Origin of the sequence: Halomonas koreensis (genome assembly GCF_031451675.1) — a bacterium.
In the GTDB taxonomy this organism is placed as follows: Bacteria; Pseudomonadota; Gammaproteobacteria; order Pseudomonadales; family Halomonadaceae; genus Halomonas; species Halomonas koreensis.
This window is the reverse complement of sequence record NZ_JARWAK010000016.1, coordinates 46,486-63,838: the sequence shown is the minus strand read 5'-3', so window position 1 is coordinate 63,838 and position 17,353 is coordinate 46,486. Positions and strand designations below refer to the sequence as shown.

Below are 17,353 nucleotides of genomic sequence, written 5' to 3'. Positions count from 1 at the left end.
CCTCCGGCGGGCGCGGCGCGCCCGTCGGAGGCCGAACCTGGAGAGATGACCGATGGACAAGCAACTGCTGGCGATGCTGGTCTGCCCGCTGTGCAAGGGCAAGCTGGCCTACGACCGCGACGCCGACGAGCTGCTGTGCCGCTATGACGGCCTGGCCTACCCGGTGCGCGACGGCATCCCGGTGATGCTGCCCGAGGAGGCGCGCGCGCTGGACGTGGACGAGAAGCTGCCGCCGTCGAGCGGCGGCAGCCGCTGAGGAGGCCGCATGCAGGACTTCATCGCCGTGATCCCGGCCCGTCATGCGTCCTCGCGGCTGCCGGGCAAGCCGTTGCTCGACATCGCCGGCGAGCCGATGGTGGCCCATGTCTGGCGCCGGGCCGCGGCCAGCGCCGCCGCCCGGGTGGTGGTGGCCACCGACGACGAGCGCATTCGCTCGACCATGGCCGCGCTCGGCGCCGAGGTGGTGATGACCCGCGACGATCACCCCTCGGGCACCGACCGGCTGGCCGAGGTGGCCGAGCGGCTGGCCCTGGCCGACGACGCCGTGCTGGTCAACGTCCAGGGCGACGAGCCGCTGATCCCGCCGGCGCTGATCGACCAGGTGGCGGCCCGGCTGTTCGACGATCCGGAGGCCTCCATCGCCACCCTGGCCGAGCCCATCGCCGACGTGGACACCCTGTTCAACCCCAACGTGGTCAAGGTGGTGCGCGCCCTCTCGGGACGGGCGCTGTACTTCTCCCGGGCCCCCATTCCCTGGGATCGCGAGGCCTTCGCCGCCCGTCCCGAGGTGCTCGAGACCGACGCCTGGCTGCGCCACATCGGGCTCTATGCCTATCGGGCCGGCTTCCTGGCCGCCTATCGCGACTGGGCGCCGGCGCCGCTGGAGCAGCTGGAGCAGCTGGAGCAGCTTCGGGCGCTGCACCATGGCCATGCCATCCAGGTGGCCCTGGCCACCCGTCCCCACCCGGCCGGGGTGGATACCGCCGAGGACCTGGCCCGGGTGCGCGAGCTGCTCGAACCCTCGAAAGGAGCCTTGTGATGCGCGTGCTGTTCGTCTGTCTCGGTAACATCTGCCGCTCGCCCACCGCCGAGGGCATGTTCCGTCGCCACCTGGAGGAGGCGGGGCTCGCCGACCGGGTCGAGGTCGACTCCTGCGGCATCGGCGACTGGCATGTGGGCAAGGCCCCGGATCCCCGCGCCCGGACCGCGGCCGCCGCCCGGGGGCTCGACCTCGGCGACCAGCGCGCCCGTCGGCTCGAGAACACCGACTTCGCGCGCTTCGACTACCTGCTGGCCATGGACCACGACAACCTGGCGGCGTTGGAGGCGCGGCGGCCGGTCGATGCGGAGGCCCACCTGGGGCTCTTCCTGGCCTTCGCCGGGCTGCCCGATCGGGCGGTGCCCGATCCCTACTACGGCGGCGAGCGCGGCTTCGAGGAGGTGCTGGACCTGGTCGAGGCCGCCTCCCGGGGCCTGCTCGAGGAAGTGAAGGGGCGCCTGGAGGAGGACGCTTGAGCCTGCGGCTGTACCGGGATCACGACCTGACCGGTGCCAACACCCTGGGCCTGCCCTGTCGCGCCGAGCGCTGCCTTGCCCCGGCGACACCCGCCGAGCTGAGCGAGGCGCTGGCGATGGCCCGCGAGGCGGGCTGGCCGATCCAGGTGCTGGGCGGTGGCAGCAACCTCATCCTGCCCGCCGAGCTCCCGGGACTGGTCATCCGGCCGGTGATGAACGAATGGTGGCTGGAAGAGGGCGCGGGCGACAGCGTCCGGGTGCACGCCGAGGCCGGCGTGGTCTGGCACGAGCTGGTGATGGCGCTGGCCGCCCGCGGGCTCTGGGGACTCGAGAACCTGGCGCTGATCCCGGGCCACTGCGGCGCGGCGCCGATCCAGAATATCGGCGCCTACGGCGTGGAACTCGCCGCCCATCTCGAGGCCGTGCATCTCGTGCACCTGGACGACGGGCGGGCGGCCGTGCTGGGCCCCGAGGACTGCGCCTTCGGCTATCGCGACAGCATCTTCAAGCACGCCCTGGCGGGCCGGGTGGTGATCACCCGGCTGGTGTTGCGCGTGTCGCGCCGGGCCGCGCCGCGCCTCGCCTATGGCGACCTGGCCACCCGGGTCGGCGAGGCGCCCTCGCCGCTGGCGGTGGCCGAGGCGGTGTGCGCGGTGCGTCGCGAGAAGCTGCCCGATCCCGCCGTCCTGGGCAACGCCGGCAGCTTCTTCAAGAATCCCGTGATCCCCGCCGCCCAGGCCGAGGCCTTGCTCCGGGAGCACCCGCAGATGCCCCACTTCCCGCTGGCGGATGGCCGAGTGAAGCTGGCCGCCGGCTGGCTGATCGATCGCTGCGGCCTCAAGGGCTGGCGGGACGGGCCCTTCGCCGTCCATGACCGTCAGGCGCTGGTGCTGGTGCATCATGGTGGCGGCAGCGCGCAGGGCCTGCTCGAGTTTGCCGGACGCGTGGCGAACGAGGTGCAGGGCCGCTTCGACATCACCCTCGAGCGAGAGCCCCGCCTGGCCGGGTAGGGCGGCGGCGCCCCCTCCCCTGAAACGAAAACGCCCGTGGCAGCTGCCACGGGCGTTTTGCTAGGGGCCGGTCAGGGATCAGCCGTTGTGGCCTTCCTGACGCTTGGCCTCCCGTTCGCGGCGACGGATCTCGCGCGGATCGTTATGGGCGCGGCGCCGACGACGGGGAGCCGCCGGCTGCTCGGCCGCGGGCTCGGCAGCAGCCTCGGCCTCTGCCTTGTTGGCTTCCGGCTGGGTCTCGGCCTTGGTTTCCGGCTTCTGCTCGGCCTTGGCTTCCGGCTTCTGCTCGGCCTTGGGCTCGGGCTTCTGCTCGGCCTTGGTTTCCGGCTTCTGCTCGGCCTTGGTTTCCGGCTTCTGCTCGGCCTTGGGCTCCGGCTTCTGCTCGGCCTTGGGCTCCGGCTTCTGCTCGGCCTTGGGCTCGGGCTTCTGCTCGGCCTTGGGCTCGGGCTTCTGCTCGGCCTTGGGCTCCGGCTTCTGCTCGGCCTTGGGCTCCGGCTTCTGCTCGGCCTTGGGCTCCGGCTTCTGCTCGGCCTTGGTCTCGGGCTTCTGCTCGGCCTTGGCTTCCGGCTTCTGCTTGGCCTTGGGCTCCGGCTTCTGCTCGGCCTTGGGCTCCGGCTTCTGCTCGGCCTTGGTCTCGGGCTTCTGCTCGGCCTTGGGCTCCGGCTGGGGCTCGGCCTTGGTTTCCGGCTTCTGCTCGGCCTTGGGCTCCGGCTTCTGTTCGGCCTTGGCTTCCGGCTTGGCCTCTGCCTTGGCCTCTGTCTTGGCCTCTGACTGGGCTTCCGGCTTCTGCTCGGCCTTGGGCTCCGGCTTGGCCTCGGCCTTGGGCTCCGGCTTGGCCTCGGACTGGGCTTCCGGCTTCTGCTCGGCCTTGGGCTCCGGCTTCTGCTCGGCCTTGGGCTCCGGCTTCTGCTCGGCCTTGGCTTCCGGTTGGGCGTCGGCCTGGGCCTCGGGCTTTTGCTCCGGCTTGGCGTCGGCGCTTGCCTTCGGCTCTTCGGCCTTCGGGGCTTCTGCCTTGGCGTCGGCCTGTTCAGGCTGAGATTCCGCCTGGGCAGCCTCGGCCTGCAGCCGCTGCTGTTCCTCCACGGCCTTGGGGTTCAGGGCGTGCTCACGGCGGCGCTGGCGGGGGTTGTTGCGCGTCCGCTTGGGCTTGGCGTCGCTGCCGCCGGTCTCCGCCTTGGGCTTGGCGTCGCCGCCCGCCTGCCGGGACGGGGTGTCCTCCTTGCGCGGCTCGTCGCTCGCCTCGCGGGGCTTGCGGGTGTCCTGGGGCTTGCCGCGACCCTGCTGGCCCTTGCGGCCATCGGCCGCCTGCTGGCTCTCGTCCTGGCGCTGGCCGCGTCCACGGCCGCCGCGACCCTGGCTCGGCTTGTCGGCCTTGGCCTTCTGGTCGCCCTGGCGGGACTTGTCCTCGCCCTGGCGCTGCGGCTTGGCCGCGCGGCTGTCATCACGCTCCTGGCGCTGGCCGCCGCGGCGGTTGCGCTGGCGGCCGTTGCCGCCGCCCTTGTCGCCGCCGCTCTTGTCGCCAGCGGGCTTGGCGCCGCCGGCCTTGTCGGCGCGACGGCCGTCCTGCTTCTGCTCCTCGGCCTTGCCGGCGGCCTGCGTGCGGGGCGGGCGCGACTCGGCGGCCTTGTCGTCCGTGGCCTCCTCGGCGCCGAGCAGGCGGGCGAAGCCCTTCACCAGGCGTCCCAGCACGCCGTCACGACCGGCCTGAGCGGCGGGAGACGCCGCCGGCCGGGGCGGGGCGGGGGTCGGCTGAGCGGCCGCTGCCGGCTTGGGCGCCTCTGGCTTGGCGGGCGACTCCTGGCGCAGCGAGGCCGGCGCCGGTTCATGGTGCACCACCGTCTTGACCGCGGCCTCGTCGCGCTGGACCGGCTTGCCGAAGGCGGCCTCGGGCTCCTTGCCGACCTCGGTATCCATGGGCAGCTCGTAGCTGGACTTGTGGGTCGAGCCTTCCTCATCGACGTGGTCGTCGCGCAGGCGCTGGACGTCGTAGTGCGGCGTGTCCATGTCCGGGTTGGGCAGCAGCACCACGCGCACGTCCTGGCGGCGCTCGATGTCGGCCAGCACGGCGCGCTTCTCGTTGAGCAGGTAGGTGGCCACCGGCACCGGCAGCAGGGCGCGGATCTGGGCGCTGCGCTCCTTCATGGCCTCTTCCTCGATCAGGCGCATGATGGACAGCGAGATGGAGCGCACGTCACGGATGGTGCCCTGGCCGTCGCAGCGCGGGCAGACCACGCCGCTGGTCTCGCCGAGCGAGGGGCGCAGGCGCTGGCGGGACATCTCCATCAGGCCGAAGCGCGAGATGCGGCCGATCTGCACCCGGGCGCGGTCGAGCTTGAGGGCGTCGCGCACCCGGTTCTCGACCTCGCGCTGGTTGCGCGCCGGGCTCATGTCGATGAAGTCGATGACCACCAGGCCGCCGATGTCGCGCAGGCGCAGCTGGCGGGCGATCTCGTCGGCGGCCTCCAGGTTGGTCTGCAGGGCCGTTTCCTCGATGTCGCTGCCGCGGGTGGCGCGAGCCGAGTTGATGTCGATGGAGACCAGCGCCTCGGTGTGGTCGATGACGATGGAGCCGCCGGAGGGCAGCTTGACCTCGCGCTCGTAGGCGGTCTCGATCTGCGACTCGATCTGGAAGCGCGAGAACAGCGGCACCTCGTCGGCGTAGCGCTTGATCTTCTGCTGGTAGGAGGGCATCACCTGGCGGATGAAGGCCAGGGCCTCCTGGTGCACCTGCTCGCTGTCGATCAGCACCTCGCCGATGTCGTGGCGCAGGTAGTCGCGCATGGCGCGGATGATGACGTTGGACTCGCGGTAGATCAGGAAGGGCGCCGGGCGCTTGCCGGCTTCCTCGGTGATCGACTCCCAGACCTGCACCAGGTAATCCAGGTCCCACTGCAGTTCCTCGGAGGAACGGCCGATGCCGGCGGTGCGCACGATCAGGCCCATCTTGTCGGGCACCGTCAGCTGGCTCATGGCCTCCTTGAGCTGAGCCCGCTCCTCGCCCTCGATGCGCCGCGAGATGCCGCCGGCCCGGGGGTTGTTGGGCATCAGCACCAGGAAGCGCCCGGCCAGGCTGATGAAGGTGGTCAGGGCCGCACCCTTGTTGCCGCGCTCCTCCTTGTCGACCTGGACGATGACTTCCTGGCCTTCCTTGAGCACTTCCTTGATGCTGGGGCGGCCCGAGGGCTCCTTGACGAAGTACTCGCGGGAGATTTCCTTCAGCGGGAGGAAGCCGTGGCGTTCGGCGCCGAAGTCGACGAAGGCGGCTTCGAGGGAGGGTTCCACGCGGGTGATCTTGCCGCGATAGATGTTGGCTTTCTTCTGTTCCCGGGCACCGGATTCGATGTCCAGGTCGTAGAGGCGTTGTCCATCGACCAGGGCGACGCGCAGCTCTTCGGGCTGGGTCGCGTTGATGAGCATCCGTTTCATGTCGTCTCGCAAAATGGACGCGCCGGTGGGCGCCCATGGGCTACGACGAAGGCGAACCGCTGGGTGCTGCGTGCTTGTGCTCAGCGCATGTCGCGGATGCGGAACTGCGCCCGACCGTGTCGGGGCCCGATAACGATGGCCACCCGGCACGTCTTGATCATGTTGAGTACGGGGCGGAGGCAGGACATGTCTCGGCGGGTCTTCCCCCGGCCGGCCCTGCGGTCACCGCCAACACCTGGCATTCATCGATTCGCCAACGCCGGCCTCCGGCACGATGTTGTACGTATCCCGTCTGGCGGCTCGCCTGGGCGAGTCGGGGCGGGCGTGGCGTGGTATCGCTTGCTTGTCGGCGGCGGGACCTCGTATTGGCGAGGGTCGTCGCGGCCTGATCTTTGCGCTCCGGCCTGCGTGTCTGTCGTGCAGGCGCTCGAATGGACGCGACGGTCCACTGGAGCGTTTCGGCAATATAACAGCAAAGGGAGTGCCCAGCAATTGGGCGGCAGGATGGCGCGCACTGCGGTAGAATGCGGCTTTCACGCAGGTTGGCAGAGTAGTGGAGTGGCGCATGGCCGAGGGCCGCGAGGTACAGTGGGTGGAAGTGACCGAGGGCCAGGTGGGCCAGCGGGTCGACAACTTCCTGATGACGCGCCTCAAGGGGGCGCCGCGGACGCTGATCTATCGCATCGTCCGCAAGGGCGAGGTGCGGGTCAACAAGAAGCGCGTCAAGGCCGATACCCGGCTGGCGCTGGGCGACGTGGTGCGTATCCCGCCGCTCAAGCTCGCTCCCCGCGAGGCGGTGCGCGAGGTCAGCGACAACCTGCGCAACCTGCTGGCCGGCAGCGTGCTGCTGGAGGGCCGCGACTGGCTGGTGATCAACAAGCCCTCGGGGCTCGCCGTGCACGGCGGCAGCGGGGTCAAGATCGGCCTGATCGAGGCGCTGCGCCAGGTGCGCGAGGACCTGGACTTCCTGGAGCTGGTGCACCGGCTCGATCGCGACACCTCCGGCTGCCTGCTGCTGGCCAAGTCGCGGCCGGCGCTGCTGACCCTCAACCAGGCGCTCAAGGGCCACCAGATGACCAAGCAGTACCTGGCGCTGGTGGCCGGTCGCTGGCCGGCGCGCCGTGACTTCGTCAGCGCCCGGCTGGATCGCTACGACGCCGGCAATGGCGAGCGCCGGGTGCGGGTCGATACGGCCGGCAAGGTGGCGCGGACCCGCTTCGCGGTGCGCGAGGCCTTCGAGGGCGCGACCCTGGTCGAGGCCGAGCCGATCACTGGGCGGACCCACCAGATTCGCGTCCACGCCGCCCATGCCGGCCATCCGCTGCTCGGCGACGACAAGTACGGCACCCGCCAGGGCGGGCGCGTCGCCGCCCGGCTGGGGCTGTCGCGGCTGTTCCTGCACGCCGGCGCCCTGACCTTTCCCGAACCCACCAGCGGCAAGCCCGTGAAGATCCGCGCCCCGCTGGGCGAGGAGCTCGACGCCGTGCTCGCCCGGGCCCGCGACGCCCGCTGAACCGGAGCCACCATGCGCTATCGACTGATGATCTTCGACTGGGACGGCACCCTGATGGATTCCGTGGCCCGCATCGTGGCCTGCATGCAGGCCGCCGGCCGCGATGTCGGCTGGGGCGAGCTGTCCGCGGACGGCGTGCGCGACATCATCGGACTGGGGCTGCCCGAGGCTATCGCCCGGCTGTGCCCGGGCATCGATCCCGAGCGCGCCGAGGCCCTGCGCGCCCGCTATGCCCACCACTTCGTGGAGGGCGACGCGACGCCCATGCCCTTCTATCCGGGAGTCGCCGAGGGCGTGGCCCGGCTGCGCGCCGACGACCGCAGCCGGCTGGCGGTGGCCACCGGCAAGAGCCGTCGCGGCCTCGATCGCGTCTTCCGCGACAGCGACTGCGGCCACTGGTTTCACGCCAGCCGCACCGCCGACGAGACGCGCTCCAAGCCGCATCCGCGGATGCTCGAGGAGCTGCTCGACGAGCTGGCGATCCCGGTGGAGGAGGCGGTGATGATCGGCGATACCGAGTACGACCTGGAGATGGCGCGCGCCCTGAACATGGATCGGGTCGCGGTGACCTACGGCGTGCATGCCCCGGAACGGCTGGCGGCCAGTCGCCCGGTGTTCACCGCCGAGGCCTTTCCCGAACTCATCGACTGGTTGCATGCCTGAGCGGCACCAAGGAGGGATACATCATGGGGGATGATCGACGCGACGACTGGACGCAGGGGCCGGAGCTCAGCGCCGAGCAGGCGCGACGCGAGCGGGAGCGGCGTCAGGCGTCCCCGGAGGCGGCGTCGCCCGAGGGAGGCGAGGACGCCGAGACGCTGCGCGAGCGCCAGCGCCTGGCCCAGCTGGCGATGCTCGATCGCTGGATCGACGGGGTGCTCGTCGAGCAGCGCCGTTCCCGGCGCTGGAAGCTGTTCTTCCGTTTCCTGCTGGCCTTCCTGATCCTGGCCTCGCTGACCACGACCCTGTACGGGCTCTTCGTGGTGCCCGGGAGCGGGGCGGTGGAAGGTCCCCACCTGGGCGTCGTGCGGGTCGAGGGCGTGATCGATCGCGAGTCCCGGGCCAGCGCCGAGCGTGTCATCGAGGGCGTCCAGCGCGCCTGGCGGGCGCCCGGGGCCGAGGCGGTGGTGCTGCACATCGACAGTCCCGGCGGCAGCCCGGTGCAGTCCCAGCGTATCCATGACGAGCTGATGCGGCTGCGCGAGCAGGGCGACAAGCCGATCATCGCCGTGGTCGAGGACATCGGCGCCAGCGGCGCCTACTATATCGCCGCCGGCGCCGACGAGATCATCGCCGCCCCGGCCAGCCTGGTGGGCTCGATCGGCGTCATTCATGCCGGCTTCGGCTTCCAGAAGGCCCTCGACGGCCTGGGCGTCGAGCGCCGGGTGTTTACCGCCGGCGAGAACAAGGCCTTCCTCGACCCCTTCTCGGAGATTTCCCCCGAGCAGCGCGACTTCTGGCAGCGGGTGCTGGCCACCACCCATCGCCAGTTCATCGAGGACGTCAAGGCCGGCCGGGGCGGGCGCCTGGCCGACGACGAGCGGCTGTTCAGCGGCCTGATCTGGACCGGCGAGCAGGCGCGCGAGCTGGGTCTGGTGGACGCCCTGGGCAGTCTGGATACCCTGGCCCGGGAGCGGCTGACCACGCCCCGGGTCCGGGACTACACCCCGCGGCTGGATCCCCTCGAGCGCCTGGCCCGACGCTTCGGCCGGGTCGCCGCCGAGTGGGCGGGGCTGCCCTCCGCCGCCTCGCCGGTGCGTTACCAGCTTAACTGAAGAGATCAGGATGAAGAGCGCCGCTTCGCGGCTGAAAGAGGGAAGACGGGTAGCCATCCTGTCTTCCCTCTTCCCTCTTACTGTTCGCCGAGCGGGTCGAGCCCGGCCTCGCGCAGCAGCTGGCAGAGCCGGATCAGCGGCAGGCCGATCAGGGCGTTGGGGTCGTCGCCCTCGAGGCGCTCGAACAGCGCGATGCCGAGGCCTTCCATGCGGAAGCTGCCGGCGCAGTCCAGGGGGCGCTCGCGATCCACATAGCGGGCGATCTCCGTCTCGCCGAGCTCGCGGAACACGACCTCGAAGCGCTCGTGGCAGACCCGGTGGCTGCCGTGGCGGGTGTCGATCAGCGCCAGCCCGGTGACGAAGCTCACCCGGCGGCCCGAGAAGCGTGCCAGTTGGGCGCGGGCGGCGGCCTCGTCGGCCGGCTTGCCGAGGGTCTCGCCCGCGAACACCGCCACCTGGTCGGAGCCGATGATCAGGTGGTCGTCCCAGTCGCCGGCCAGGCGCTCGGCCTTGGCCAGCGACAGCCGGTGCACCAGGGCCTCGGGGGATTCCCCCGGCCGGGGCGTCTCGTCGATGTCCGGGCTCTCCCAGGCGTAGGGCAGGCCCAGGCGGTCGAGCAGCTGGCGGCGATGGCGGGAGCCCGAGGCGAGGATCAGGCGGGGCATGGAGTCTCTCCGTGTGGGGGTGACGGGTGCGCTGGGCAGGCATTCTGCGCCGCTGCGCGCGCCCGCGCCACCCCCGGGCGATGGCGGCTTTGACAGGGGCAGGGGGAGTGCCTATCATTGCGCGCCTATGTTGACCTCACGACTCCCTGGCAGGGTCGAGCCCTACAAGCTCGCCGCCCATGCCGAGCATCTCGAAGGCCTGGTGACGCTGGATGACATGCCGCGCCTCACCGAGGAAATCGGCGCCCAGCAAGGCGAGGCTCGGGTGTGGCTGGACTTCGCCATCGATCCCCAGGGGCGTCGCGAGATTCGCGGCCACCTGGAAGCCGAGCTGCAGCTTCCCTGCCGGCGCTGCCTGTCGCCCCTGGCGGAGTCGGTGGCCAGCGACTTCCTGCTGGGCATGGTGACCAGCGATGCCCTGGCGGCCGACCTGCCGAGCACCCACGAGCCGGTGCTGGTGGAGGACGAACAGCTGAACCTGCTGGCGGTGGTCGAGGATGAGCTCATCCTCAGCCTGCCCCAGGTGGTTTACCACGACGAGGCCGACTGCGCGGTCTCGCGCGACCAGCTGAGCAGTGGGGCGGGCTCCGAGGCCTCGGACGCGCCCACCGCGAGCCCCTTCGAGGTGCTCAAGCACCTGAAGGGCAAGACCCGATAGTTCATCGTTTCACTCTGGAGTGACTTCCCATGGCAGTTCAACAGAACCGCAAGACCCGTTCCAAGCGCGGCATGCGTCGCAGCCACGACGCCCTGACCGGCCAGACGCTGTCCCAGGACAAGGAGACCGGTACCACCCACCTGCGTCACCATGTCTCCCCGGACGGCTTCTACCGCGGGCGCAAGGTCGTCGACGCCTGAGGCGACGACGACTCCTCTGCCGTGACGCCTGCCCGCTGACATGCGGATCGCCATAGACGCCATGGGCGGGGACCTGGGTCCTCGCGCCAGCGTGTCGGGCGCCGCCAGTGCCGTCATGGCCGACCCCGGTCTCGAGATCCGGCTGTTCGGCCCCGCCGCCCGGCTGGAAGACGAGATGTCCCGGCTGCCGCGGCCCCTCGCCGCGGCGTCGTCGCATCTGAGCATCGAGAACGCGCCCGGCGTGGTGCGCCAGGACCAGCGGCCGGCCCAGGCGCTGCGCCACGGCGGCGATACCAGCATGGCGGCCATGCTGGGCTGCCTGGCGCGTGGCGAGGCCGACGCCGGCGTCAGCGCCGGCAATACCGGGGCCCTGATGGCGCTTTCCCGGCGTGCCCTGGGCACCGTCGGCGGGGTGCCGCGCCCGGCCATCAGCACCGCCATCCCGACGCACCGGGAGGGGCGGTGCTACCTGCTGGACCTGGGTGCCAACGTCGAGGCGGAAGCGCCGCGGCTGGTCGACTTCGCCCTGATGGGCGAGGCCATGGCCCGCCACCTGGACGGGCTCTCGCGCCCGCGCGTGGCCCTGCTCAACGTCGGCGTCGAGGGCACCAAGGGGCCCGCCAGCGTGCAGCGGGCCGACGAGGCGCTTCGGCGCCTGCCCGCGGTGAACTACACGGGCTTCGTCGAGGGCGACGGCATCTTCGCCGGCGAGGCCGATGTCGTGGTCTGCGACGGCTTCGTCGGCAACGCCGTGCTCAAGGCCAGCGAAGGGCTGGCGAAGATGCTGGTGCGCCGCGTCCAGGCGACCTTCGAGGCGCACTGGACCAGCCGTCTGGTGGGCCTGCTGGCGCGTCCGGCGCTGGGGCGGCTGCGCCGGGAGCTCGACCCGGTGCGTTACAATGGGGCCAGCCTGCTGGGGCTCGACGGCATCGTGATCAAGAGTCACGGCGGCGCCGATGCCCGGGGCTTTCATTTCGCCATCGCCCGGGCCGCCGAGGAGGTGCGCCACGGCCTGCCCGGGCGGCTGGCCGCGGAACTCGAGCAGCGGCGGTCCGCCGCCGACTCGGCCGTCGCCGACGACCGACTCGACAGCGGATCGAGGATTCGCGCCGCCGCCGGCATGGAGCCGGGCGGCGACGCGACAAGCCAACAAGAGTAAAGGTGATCGACATGACACAATCCCTTGCCCTCATCTTCCCCGGGCAGGGCTCCCAGCAGATCGGGATGCTGCGCGAGCTGGCCGAGCGCTACAGCGTGGTGCGCACGACCTTCGAGGAGGCGGCCGATGCGCTGGGCTACGATCTCTGGCAGGTGGTCCAGGAGGGACCCGCCGAGGCGCTCAACGCCACCGCCTGCACCCAGCCGGCCCTGCTCACCGCCAGCGTCGCCATCTGGCGCGTCTGGCAGGAGCTGGAAGGCCCGCGCCCCGGTGCCATGGCCGGCCATAGCCTGGGCGAGTACAGCGCCATGGTCTGCGCCGGCACCCTGCCGTTCGCCGACGGCGTGCGGCTGGTGAAGCTGCGTGGCGAGGCCATGCAGGATGCGGTGCCGATGGGGCAGGGCGCCATGGCCGCCATCCTGGGCCTCGACGACGCCACCGTGGAGGCCTGCTGCGCCAAGGCCGCCGACGGCGAGGTGGTCGCCGCGGTGAACTACAATGCCCCGGGGCAGGTGGTCATCGCCGGCGGCAAGGCCGCGGTGGATCGCGCCATCGCCGCCTGCCAGGAGGCCGGCGCCAAGCGCGCCATGCCGCTGCCGGTTTCGGTGCCGTCCCACTGCGACCTGATGCGGCCGGCCGCCGAGCGCCTGGCCGCGGCCATGGACGAGATCGAGCTGAAGGCGCCGCGCTACACCGTGGTCCAGAACGTCGACGCCGAGGCTCACGCCGACGTCGAGACCCTGCGCACGCGCCTGATCGAGCAGCTCTACCAGCCGGTGCGCTGGACGGCCTGCATCGAGTCCATGGTGGGGCAGGGCGCCGAGGTCTTCATCGAATGCGGGCCGGGCAAGGTGCTCACCGGCCTGAACAAGCGAATCGCCCGGGGCAGCCGGGGGCTGGCGGTCAATGATCCCGACAGCCTCGCCTCGGCGCTGGAGCTGGCCCGCGAGGCGGCCGGCCTGTCACCGTCGGCCAACGGCTGACCCCCACTCCTGGACGAGAACGGAAGAGAGCATGTCAAGCGAGTCTAGAGTCGCCCTGATCACCGGGGCCAGCCGCGGCATCGGCCGCGCCATCGCCCACGAGCTCGGCCGCCAGGGTCGCATCGTGATCGGCACCGCCACCAGCGACGCCGGCGCCGAGCGCATCGATGCCGACCTCAAGGCGCACGGCTTCGAGGGCGCGGGGCGCCGCCTCGACGTCACCGACCAGGCCAGCGTCGACGGCCTGGTCAAGGCCATCAACGAGGAGTTCGGCGCCCCGACCATCCTGGTCAACAACGCCGGCATCACCCGCGACAACCTGCTCATGCGCATGAAGGAAGACGAGTGGGACGCGGTGATCGACGCCAACCTCAAGTCCGTCTACCGGGTCAGCAAGGCGTGCCTGCGCGGCATGACCAAGGCCCGCTTCGGGCGCATCGTGTCGATCAGCTCGGTGGTCGCCACCATGGGCAACCTGGGGCAGGCCAACTACGCGGCCGCCAAGGCCGGCATGGAGGGCTTCACCCGGGCGCTGGCCCGCGAGGTCGCGACCCGCGCCATCACCGTCAATGCCGTGGCGCCGGGCTTCATCGCCACCGACATGACCGAGGCCCTGCCGGAGGATCAGCAGAAGGCGCTGCTCGGCCAGATTCCCCTGGCGCGGCTCGGCCAGCCGGAGGAAATCGCCGCCGCGGTGGGCTTCCTGACCAGCGAGCCGGCGGGCTACATCACCGGCGAGACGCTGCACGTCAACGGCGGCATGAACATGCGCTGATGCCGCGTCATGCGGCGGTTGCGTCGGACCTGAGCGGTCTATAAACTACCCCGCAGCTTTTTGGCTTGCGGATCTGAAGCGGCTGGTTAGCAGTCGGCTTAACGTGAACGACTGGAGTACGTCATAATGAGCACCATCGAAGAGCGCGTGAAGAAGGTTGTGGCCGAGCGCCTGAACGTCAAGGAAGAGGACATCCAGAACTCTTCTTCTTTCACCGAGGACCTCGGCGCGGATTCCCTGGATACCGTCGAGCTGGTGATGGCGCTCGAAGAGGAATTCGACACCGAGATTCCCGACGAGGAAGCCGAGAAGATCACCACCGTTCAGGAAGCCATCGACTACGTCAACGCCCACCAGTAAGACGGGCGACAGACGCCGCTTGCTGAGGTGTTTCCGGGGCCGCCGAGCCCCGGTGGGAGCCGTCCTGCCGCGCAGGGCGGCTCTCGTGCTGTCTGGAGGCGGCCGCATCGACCACAGCCGGCGTCGACTCGGGTATAATGCGCGCAACGACGGCCCGCCGGGCCGTGCCACCATTCTGGATCTGGAGGAAAGCGGATGGCTCGTAGAAGGGTTGTGGTGACCGGGCTCGGCCTGGTCACGCCAGTGGGGAACACCGTGCAGGAGAGCTGGGACGGCATCCTGGCCGGCAAGAGCGGCATCGCCCCCATCGAGCACTTCGACGCCAGCAGCTTCAACACGCGGTTCGGCGGCTCGGTCAAGGACTTCGACATCAGCCCCTACCTGAACCCCAAGGATGCCAGGAAGATGGACCTGTTCATCCAGTACGGGATCGCGGCGGGCAGCCAGGCGATCAGCGACGCCGGCATCGAGTGCACCGACGACAACGCCCACCGCATCGGCGTGGCGATCGGCTCGGGCATCGGCGGCCTGCCGATGATCGAGCATAACCACAATGCCCTGCAGAAGGGCGGGGCGCGGCGCATCTCGCCGTTCTTCGTGCCGGGCTCGATCATCAACATGATCTCGGGCAACCTGGCCATCCAGCACGGCTATCGCGGGCCCAACATCGCCATCACCACCGCCTGCACCACCGGCACCCACAACATCGGCTACAGCGCCCGTACCATCGCCTACGGCGATGCCGACGTGATGGTCTGCGGCGGCGCCGAGATGGCCACCACCCCGCTGGGCCTGGGCGGCTTCTCCGCGGCGCGCGCCCTGTCGACCCGCAACGACGACCCGGCCGCGGCCAGCCGTCCCTGGGATCGCGACCGGGACGGCTTCGTGCTCTCCGACGGCGCCGGGGTGCTGGTGCTCGAGGAATACGAGCACGCCAAGGCCCGGGGCGCGACCATCTACGCCGAGCTCTCGGGCTTCGGCATGAGCGACGACGCCTACCACATGACCGCCCCGCCCGAGGACGGCAGCGGCGCCGCCCTGTCGATGGAGAACGCCATCCGCGACGCCGGCATCGATCCTGGCGCGGTGGACTACATCAACGCCCACGGCACCTCCACCCCGGCCGGCGACCTGGCCGAGAGCCGTGCCGTGGAGCGCGTGCTGGGCGAGGCGGCGCGTGACGTGGCGGTCAGCTCCACCAAGTCGATGATCGGCCACCTGCTGGGCGCGGCCGGCGCCGTCGAGGCGGTGTTCTCGGTGCTGGCGATCCGCGACCGGGTCGCGCCGCCGACCATCAACCTGGACAACCCCCAGGACGGCTGCCGCCTGGATTACGTGCCCCACAGCGCCCGGGAGATGGCGATCGACGTCAGCCTGTCGAACTCCTTCGGCTTCGGCGGCACCAACGGCACCCTGGTCTTCTCCCGGGTGTGAGCGGCGCCGCCGGCGACAGCGCCCTCCCGGGCGGCGCGCCGGGGGAGGGCGTGCCCTTCGACGACCGCGGGCTGGCCTACGGCGACGGCCTCTTCGAGACGGTGCTGGTGCGCGACGGCGTGCCCTGCCTGTGGGACGAGCACCTGGCCCGCCTGGCCCGCGGCGCGGCGGCGCTGGGCATTCCCATGCCCTCCCGCGAGATCCTCGAGGCCTTGCCGCCCCGCGCCGGCGACGGCCTGGCGGTGCTCAAGCTGGTGCTGACCCGCGGCAGCGGCGGCCGGGGCTATCTGCCCCCGGCGCCGGCCGAGCCACGGCTGCGCTGGCGGGCGGCGCCCTTCGCCCCGGCGGCGGAACGCTGGCGCGAGGGCGTGCGGGTGCGCCACTGCCGGCTGCGGCTCGGCGTCCAGCCGGCCCTGGCCGGGCTCAAGCACCTCAACCGCCTGGAGAACGTCCTGGCCCGGGCCGAGTGGTCGGCGCCGGACATCGCCGAGGGGGTGCTCTGCGACGCCGAGGGTCGGCTGGTGGAAGCCACCTGCATGAACCTCTTCTGGTGGCGGGACGGCGCCTGGTGGACGCCGCGGCTGGATCGCTGCGGCGTGGCCGGGACCCTGCGCGAGGCCCTGCTGGCCCGCGGCGAGATCCGCGAGACCGCGGCCGGCCCCGAGGCCCTCGACGCCGCCGAGGCGATCTGCCTGGGCAACTCGGTTCAGGGGCTCTGGCCGGTGGTGCGCCTCGACGACGCCGAAGGGCGCCCCCGGGGCCGCTGGCCGATCGGCGCGCGCCACCGGATGCTGCAGGCCCGGGCCCACGACCTGCTGGGCTATCCCGTTGACGCAATGAAGGACGTCCCATGAGGCGAGTGATCAAGTTCCTGCCGCTGCTGGTGATCCTGGCGGCCCTGGTGCTGGGCGGCGGGTACCGCTACTGGCAGTCGCGGCTCGAGGCGTCCTTGAGCCTGGAGGCCGCGACCCTCTACGAGGTGCCGGCCGGCGCCGGCTTCCACCGGGTGATCCATGAGCTCGACGATCGCGGCATCGTCGCCGACGGCTGGGCCTTTCGGCTGCTGACCCGGCTCGACCCGGAGGCCGTGCCCGACCTGCGGCCCGGCGAGTATCGCCTGACGCCCGGCATGAGCGGCCGGGACCTGCTCGAGCGCCTGGACCGCCACGAGGTGGTCACCTACCCGTTGACCGTTCCCGAGGGCTGGACCTTCGCCCAGATGCGCGCGGCCCTGAACGCGGCGGAAAAGCTCGAGCATCGCACCGCCGGGCTGTCCGACGCCGAGATCATGGCGCGGCTGGGGCGCGAGGGCGAGCATCCCGAGGGCCGCTTCTTCCCCGATACCTACCGCTACCGCAAGGGCGTCAGCGACCTGCAGATCCTGCGCCAGGCCATGGAGCGCATGGACGCCCTGCTCGCGGAGGCCTGGGCCGAGCGCGACGAGGGCCTGCCGATCGAGACTCCCTACGAGGCGCTGATCCTGGCCTCCCTGGTGGAGCGCGAGACCGGGGCGCCCGAGGAGCGCGAGCGCATCGCCGGGGTCTTCGTGCGGCGCCTGGAGCGCGGCATGCGCCTGCAGACCGACCCCACCGTGATCTACGGCATGGGCGAGGACTACGACGGCAACATCACCCGCGCCGACCTGCGCGAGGCCACCCCCTACAACACCTATGTGATCGACGGCCTGCCGCCGACCCCCATCGCCCTGCCGGGGCGGGCGGCGCTGGAGGCGGCGGTGACGCCCGCCGAGGGCGAGGCCCTGTACTTCGTGGCCCGGGGCGACGGCACCCACCACTTCTCCCGCTCGCTGCGCGAGCACAACAACGCCGTCAACCGCTACATCCGTAATCGCTGACTCACTCACCAACCACCGGGACACC

General features: G+C 71.2%; 18 protein-coding genes. 16 read left to right on the top strand and 2 right to left on the bottom strand.

Annotated elements, in window-relative coordinates; all coding sequences use genetic code 11:
• The first annotated feature begins 52 nt into the window (after positions 1 to 52).
• Genes QC818_RS15890 through murB form a run of 4 tightly spaced genes read left to right on the top strand, consistent with a single transcriptional unit; the run spans position 53 to position 2,525 of the window.
• Positions 53 to 256, top strand: a complete 204-nt coding sequence (locus QC818_RS15890; protein ID WP_309653839.1) for a Trm112 family protein — start codon at positions 53 to 55, stop codon at positions 254 to 256.
• Between the two features lie 9 nt (positions 257 to 265).
• Positions 266 to 1,039 (top strand): 3-deoxy-manno-octulosonate cytidylyltransferase, encoded by a 774-nt coding sequence (kdsB, locus tag QC818_RS15885; RefSeq protein ID WP_309653838.1) that lies wholly within the window; start codon positions 266 to 268, stop codon positions 1,037 to 1,039.
• Entirely contained in the window at positions 1,039 to 1,515 is a 477-nt protein-coding gene (locus tag QC818_RS15880) for a low molecular weight protein-tyrosine-phosphatase (RefSeq protein ID WP_309653837.1), read from the top strand. Before kdsB ends, QC818_RS15880 begins: the two co-directional genes overlap by 1 nt.
• Positions 1,512 to 2,525 (top strand): UDP-N-acetylmuramate dehydrogenase, encoded by a 1,014-nt coding sequence (murB, locus tag QC818_RS15875; RefSeq protein ID WP_309653836.1) that lies wholly within the window; start codon positions 1,512 to 1,514, stop codon positions 2,523 to 2,525. Before QC818_RS15880 ends, murB begins: the two co-directional genes overlap by 4 nt.
• Positions 2,526 to 2,603: 78 nt before the next feature.
• Here the strand turns inward: murB and rne are convergent, their stop codons facing one another.
• The gene (rne, locus tag QC818_RS15870) at positions 2,604 to 5,951 is read right to left on the bottom strand and encodes a ribonuclease E (RefSeq protein ID WP_309653835.1); all 3,348 of its coding nucleotides are present in this window, start codon (positions 5,949 to 5,951) and stop codon (positions 2,604 to 2,606) included.
• 565 nt (positions 5,952 to 6,516) lie between these two features.
• Between rne and QC818_RS15865 the strand changes: the two genes are divergently transcribed.
• Genes QC818_RS15865 through sppA form a run of 3 tightly spaced genes read left to right on the top strand, consistent with a single transcriptional unit; the run spans position 6,517 to position 9,239 of the window.
• Positions 6,517 to 7,464: an RluA family pseudouridine synthase gene (locus tag QC818_RS15865; protein ID WP_309653834.1), complete on the top strand. Its 948-nt coding sequence runs from the start codon at positions 6,517 to 6,519 to the stop codon at positions 7,462 to 7,464.
• A gap of 12 nt (positions 7,465 to 7,476) precedes the next feature.
• Entirely contained in the window at positions 7,477 to 8,127 is a 651-nt protein-coding gene (locus QC818_RS15860) for an HAD family hydrolase (protein WP_309653833.1), read from the top strand.
• Positions 8,128 to 8,150: 23 nt separating this feature from the next.
• Entirely contained in the window at positions 8,151 to 9,239 is a 1,089-nt protein-coding gene (gene sppA / locus QC818_RS15855) for a signal peptide peptidase SppA (RefSeq protein ID WP_309653832.1), read from the top strand.
• A 77-nt stretch (positions 9,240 to 9,316) separates the two neighbouring features.
• Here sppA and QC818_RS15850 read toward each other — a convergent pair whose 3' ends face one another.
• Positions 9,317 to 9,904 carry a Maf family protein gene (locus tag QC818_RS15850; RefSeq protein WP_309653831.1) on the bottom strand — a complete coding sequence of 196 codons (588 nt, stop codon included), beginning with the start codon at positions 9,902 to 9,904 and terminating at the stop codon, positions 9,317 to 9,319.
• A 127-nt stretch (positions 9,905 to 10,031) separates the two neighbouring features.
• Here QC818_RS15850 and QC818_RS15845 point away from each other — a divergent pair, with 127 nt between their 5' ends.
• The 9 genes from QC818_RS15845 to mltG all read left to right on the top strand — a co-directional run bounded on the left by QC818_RS15845 (position 10,032) and on the right by mltG (position 17,328).
• Positions 10,032 to 10,562 (top strand): YceD family protein, encoded by a 531-nt coding sequence (locus QC818_RS15845; RefSeq protein ID WP_309653830.1) that lies wholly within the window; start codon positions 10,032 to 10,034, stop codon positions 10,560 to 10,562.
• Between the two features lie 29 nt (positions 10,563 to 10,591).
• The gene (gene rpmF, locus QC818_RS15840) at positions 10,592 to 10,762 is read left to right on the top strand and encodes a 50S ribosomal protein L32 (RefSeq protein WP_309653829.1); all 171 of its coding nucleotides are present in this window, start codon (positions 10,592 to 10,594) and stop codon (positions 10,760 to 10,762) included.
• A gap of 40 nt (positions 10,763 to 10,802) precedes the next feature.
• Entirely contained in the window at positions 10,803 to 11,921 is a 1,119-nt protein-coding gene (gene plsX / locus QC818_RS15835; protein WP_309653828.1) for a phosphate acyltransferase PlsX, read from the top strand.
• 11 nt (positions 11,922 to 11,932) lie between these two features.
• Positions 11,933 to 12,904, top strand: coding sequence for an ACP S-malonyltransferase (fabD, locus tag QC818_RS15830; RefSeq protein WP_309653827.1), 972 nt, complete (start codon positions 11,933 to 11,935; stop codon positions 12,902 to 12,904).
• A gap of 31 nt (positions 12,905 to 12,935) precedes the next feature.
• A complete protein-coding gene (fabG, locus tag QC818_RS15825) occupies positions 12,936 to 13,679 on the top strand; it encodes a 3-oxoacyl-ACP reductase FabG (protein ID WP_309653826.1) in 744 nt (247 codons plus the stop codon).
• A gap of 126 nt (positions 13,680 to 13,805) precedes the next feature.
• Positions 13,806 to 14,039, top strand: a complete 234-nt coding sequence (gene acpP, locus QC818_RS15820; protein WP_008956801.1) for an acyl carrier protein — start codon at positions 13,806 to 13,808, stop codon at positions 14,037 to 14,039.
• 195 nt (positions 14,040 to 14,234) lie between these two features.
• Positions 14,235 to 15,473 (top strand): beta-ketoacyl-ACP synthase II, encoded by a 1,239-nt coding sequence (gene fabF, locus QC818_RS15815; RefSeq protein WP_309653825.1) that lies wholly within the window; start codon positions 14,235 to 14,237, stop codon positions 15,471 to 15,473.
• 50 nt (positions 15,474 to 15,523) lie between these two features.
• Positions 15,524 to 16,327 (top strand): aminodeoxychorismate lyase, encoded by an 804-nt coding sequence (pabC, locus tag QC818_RS15810; RefSeq protein ID WP_309653824.1) that lies wholly within the window; start codon positions 15,524 to 15,526, stop codon positions 16,325 to 16,327.
• Positions 16,324 to 17,328 (top strand): endolytic transglycosylase MltG, encoded by a 1,005-nt coding sequence (gene mltG, locus QC818_RS15805; protein WP_309653823.1) that lies wholly within the window; start codon positions 16,324 to 16,326, stop codon positions 17,326 to 17,328. Before pabC ends, mltG begins: the two co-directional genes overlap by 4 nt.
• Positions 17,329 to 17,353 lie beyond the last annotated feature (25 nt).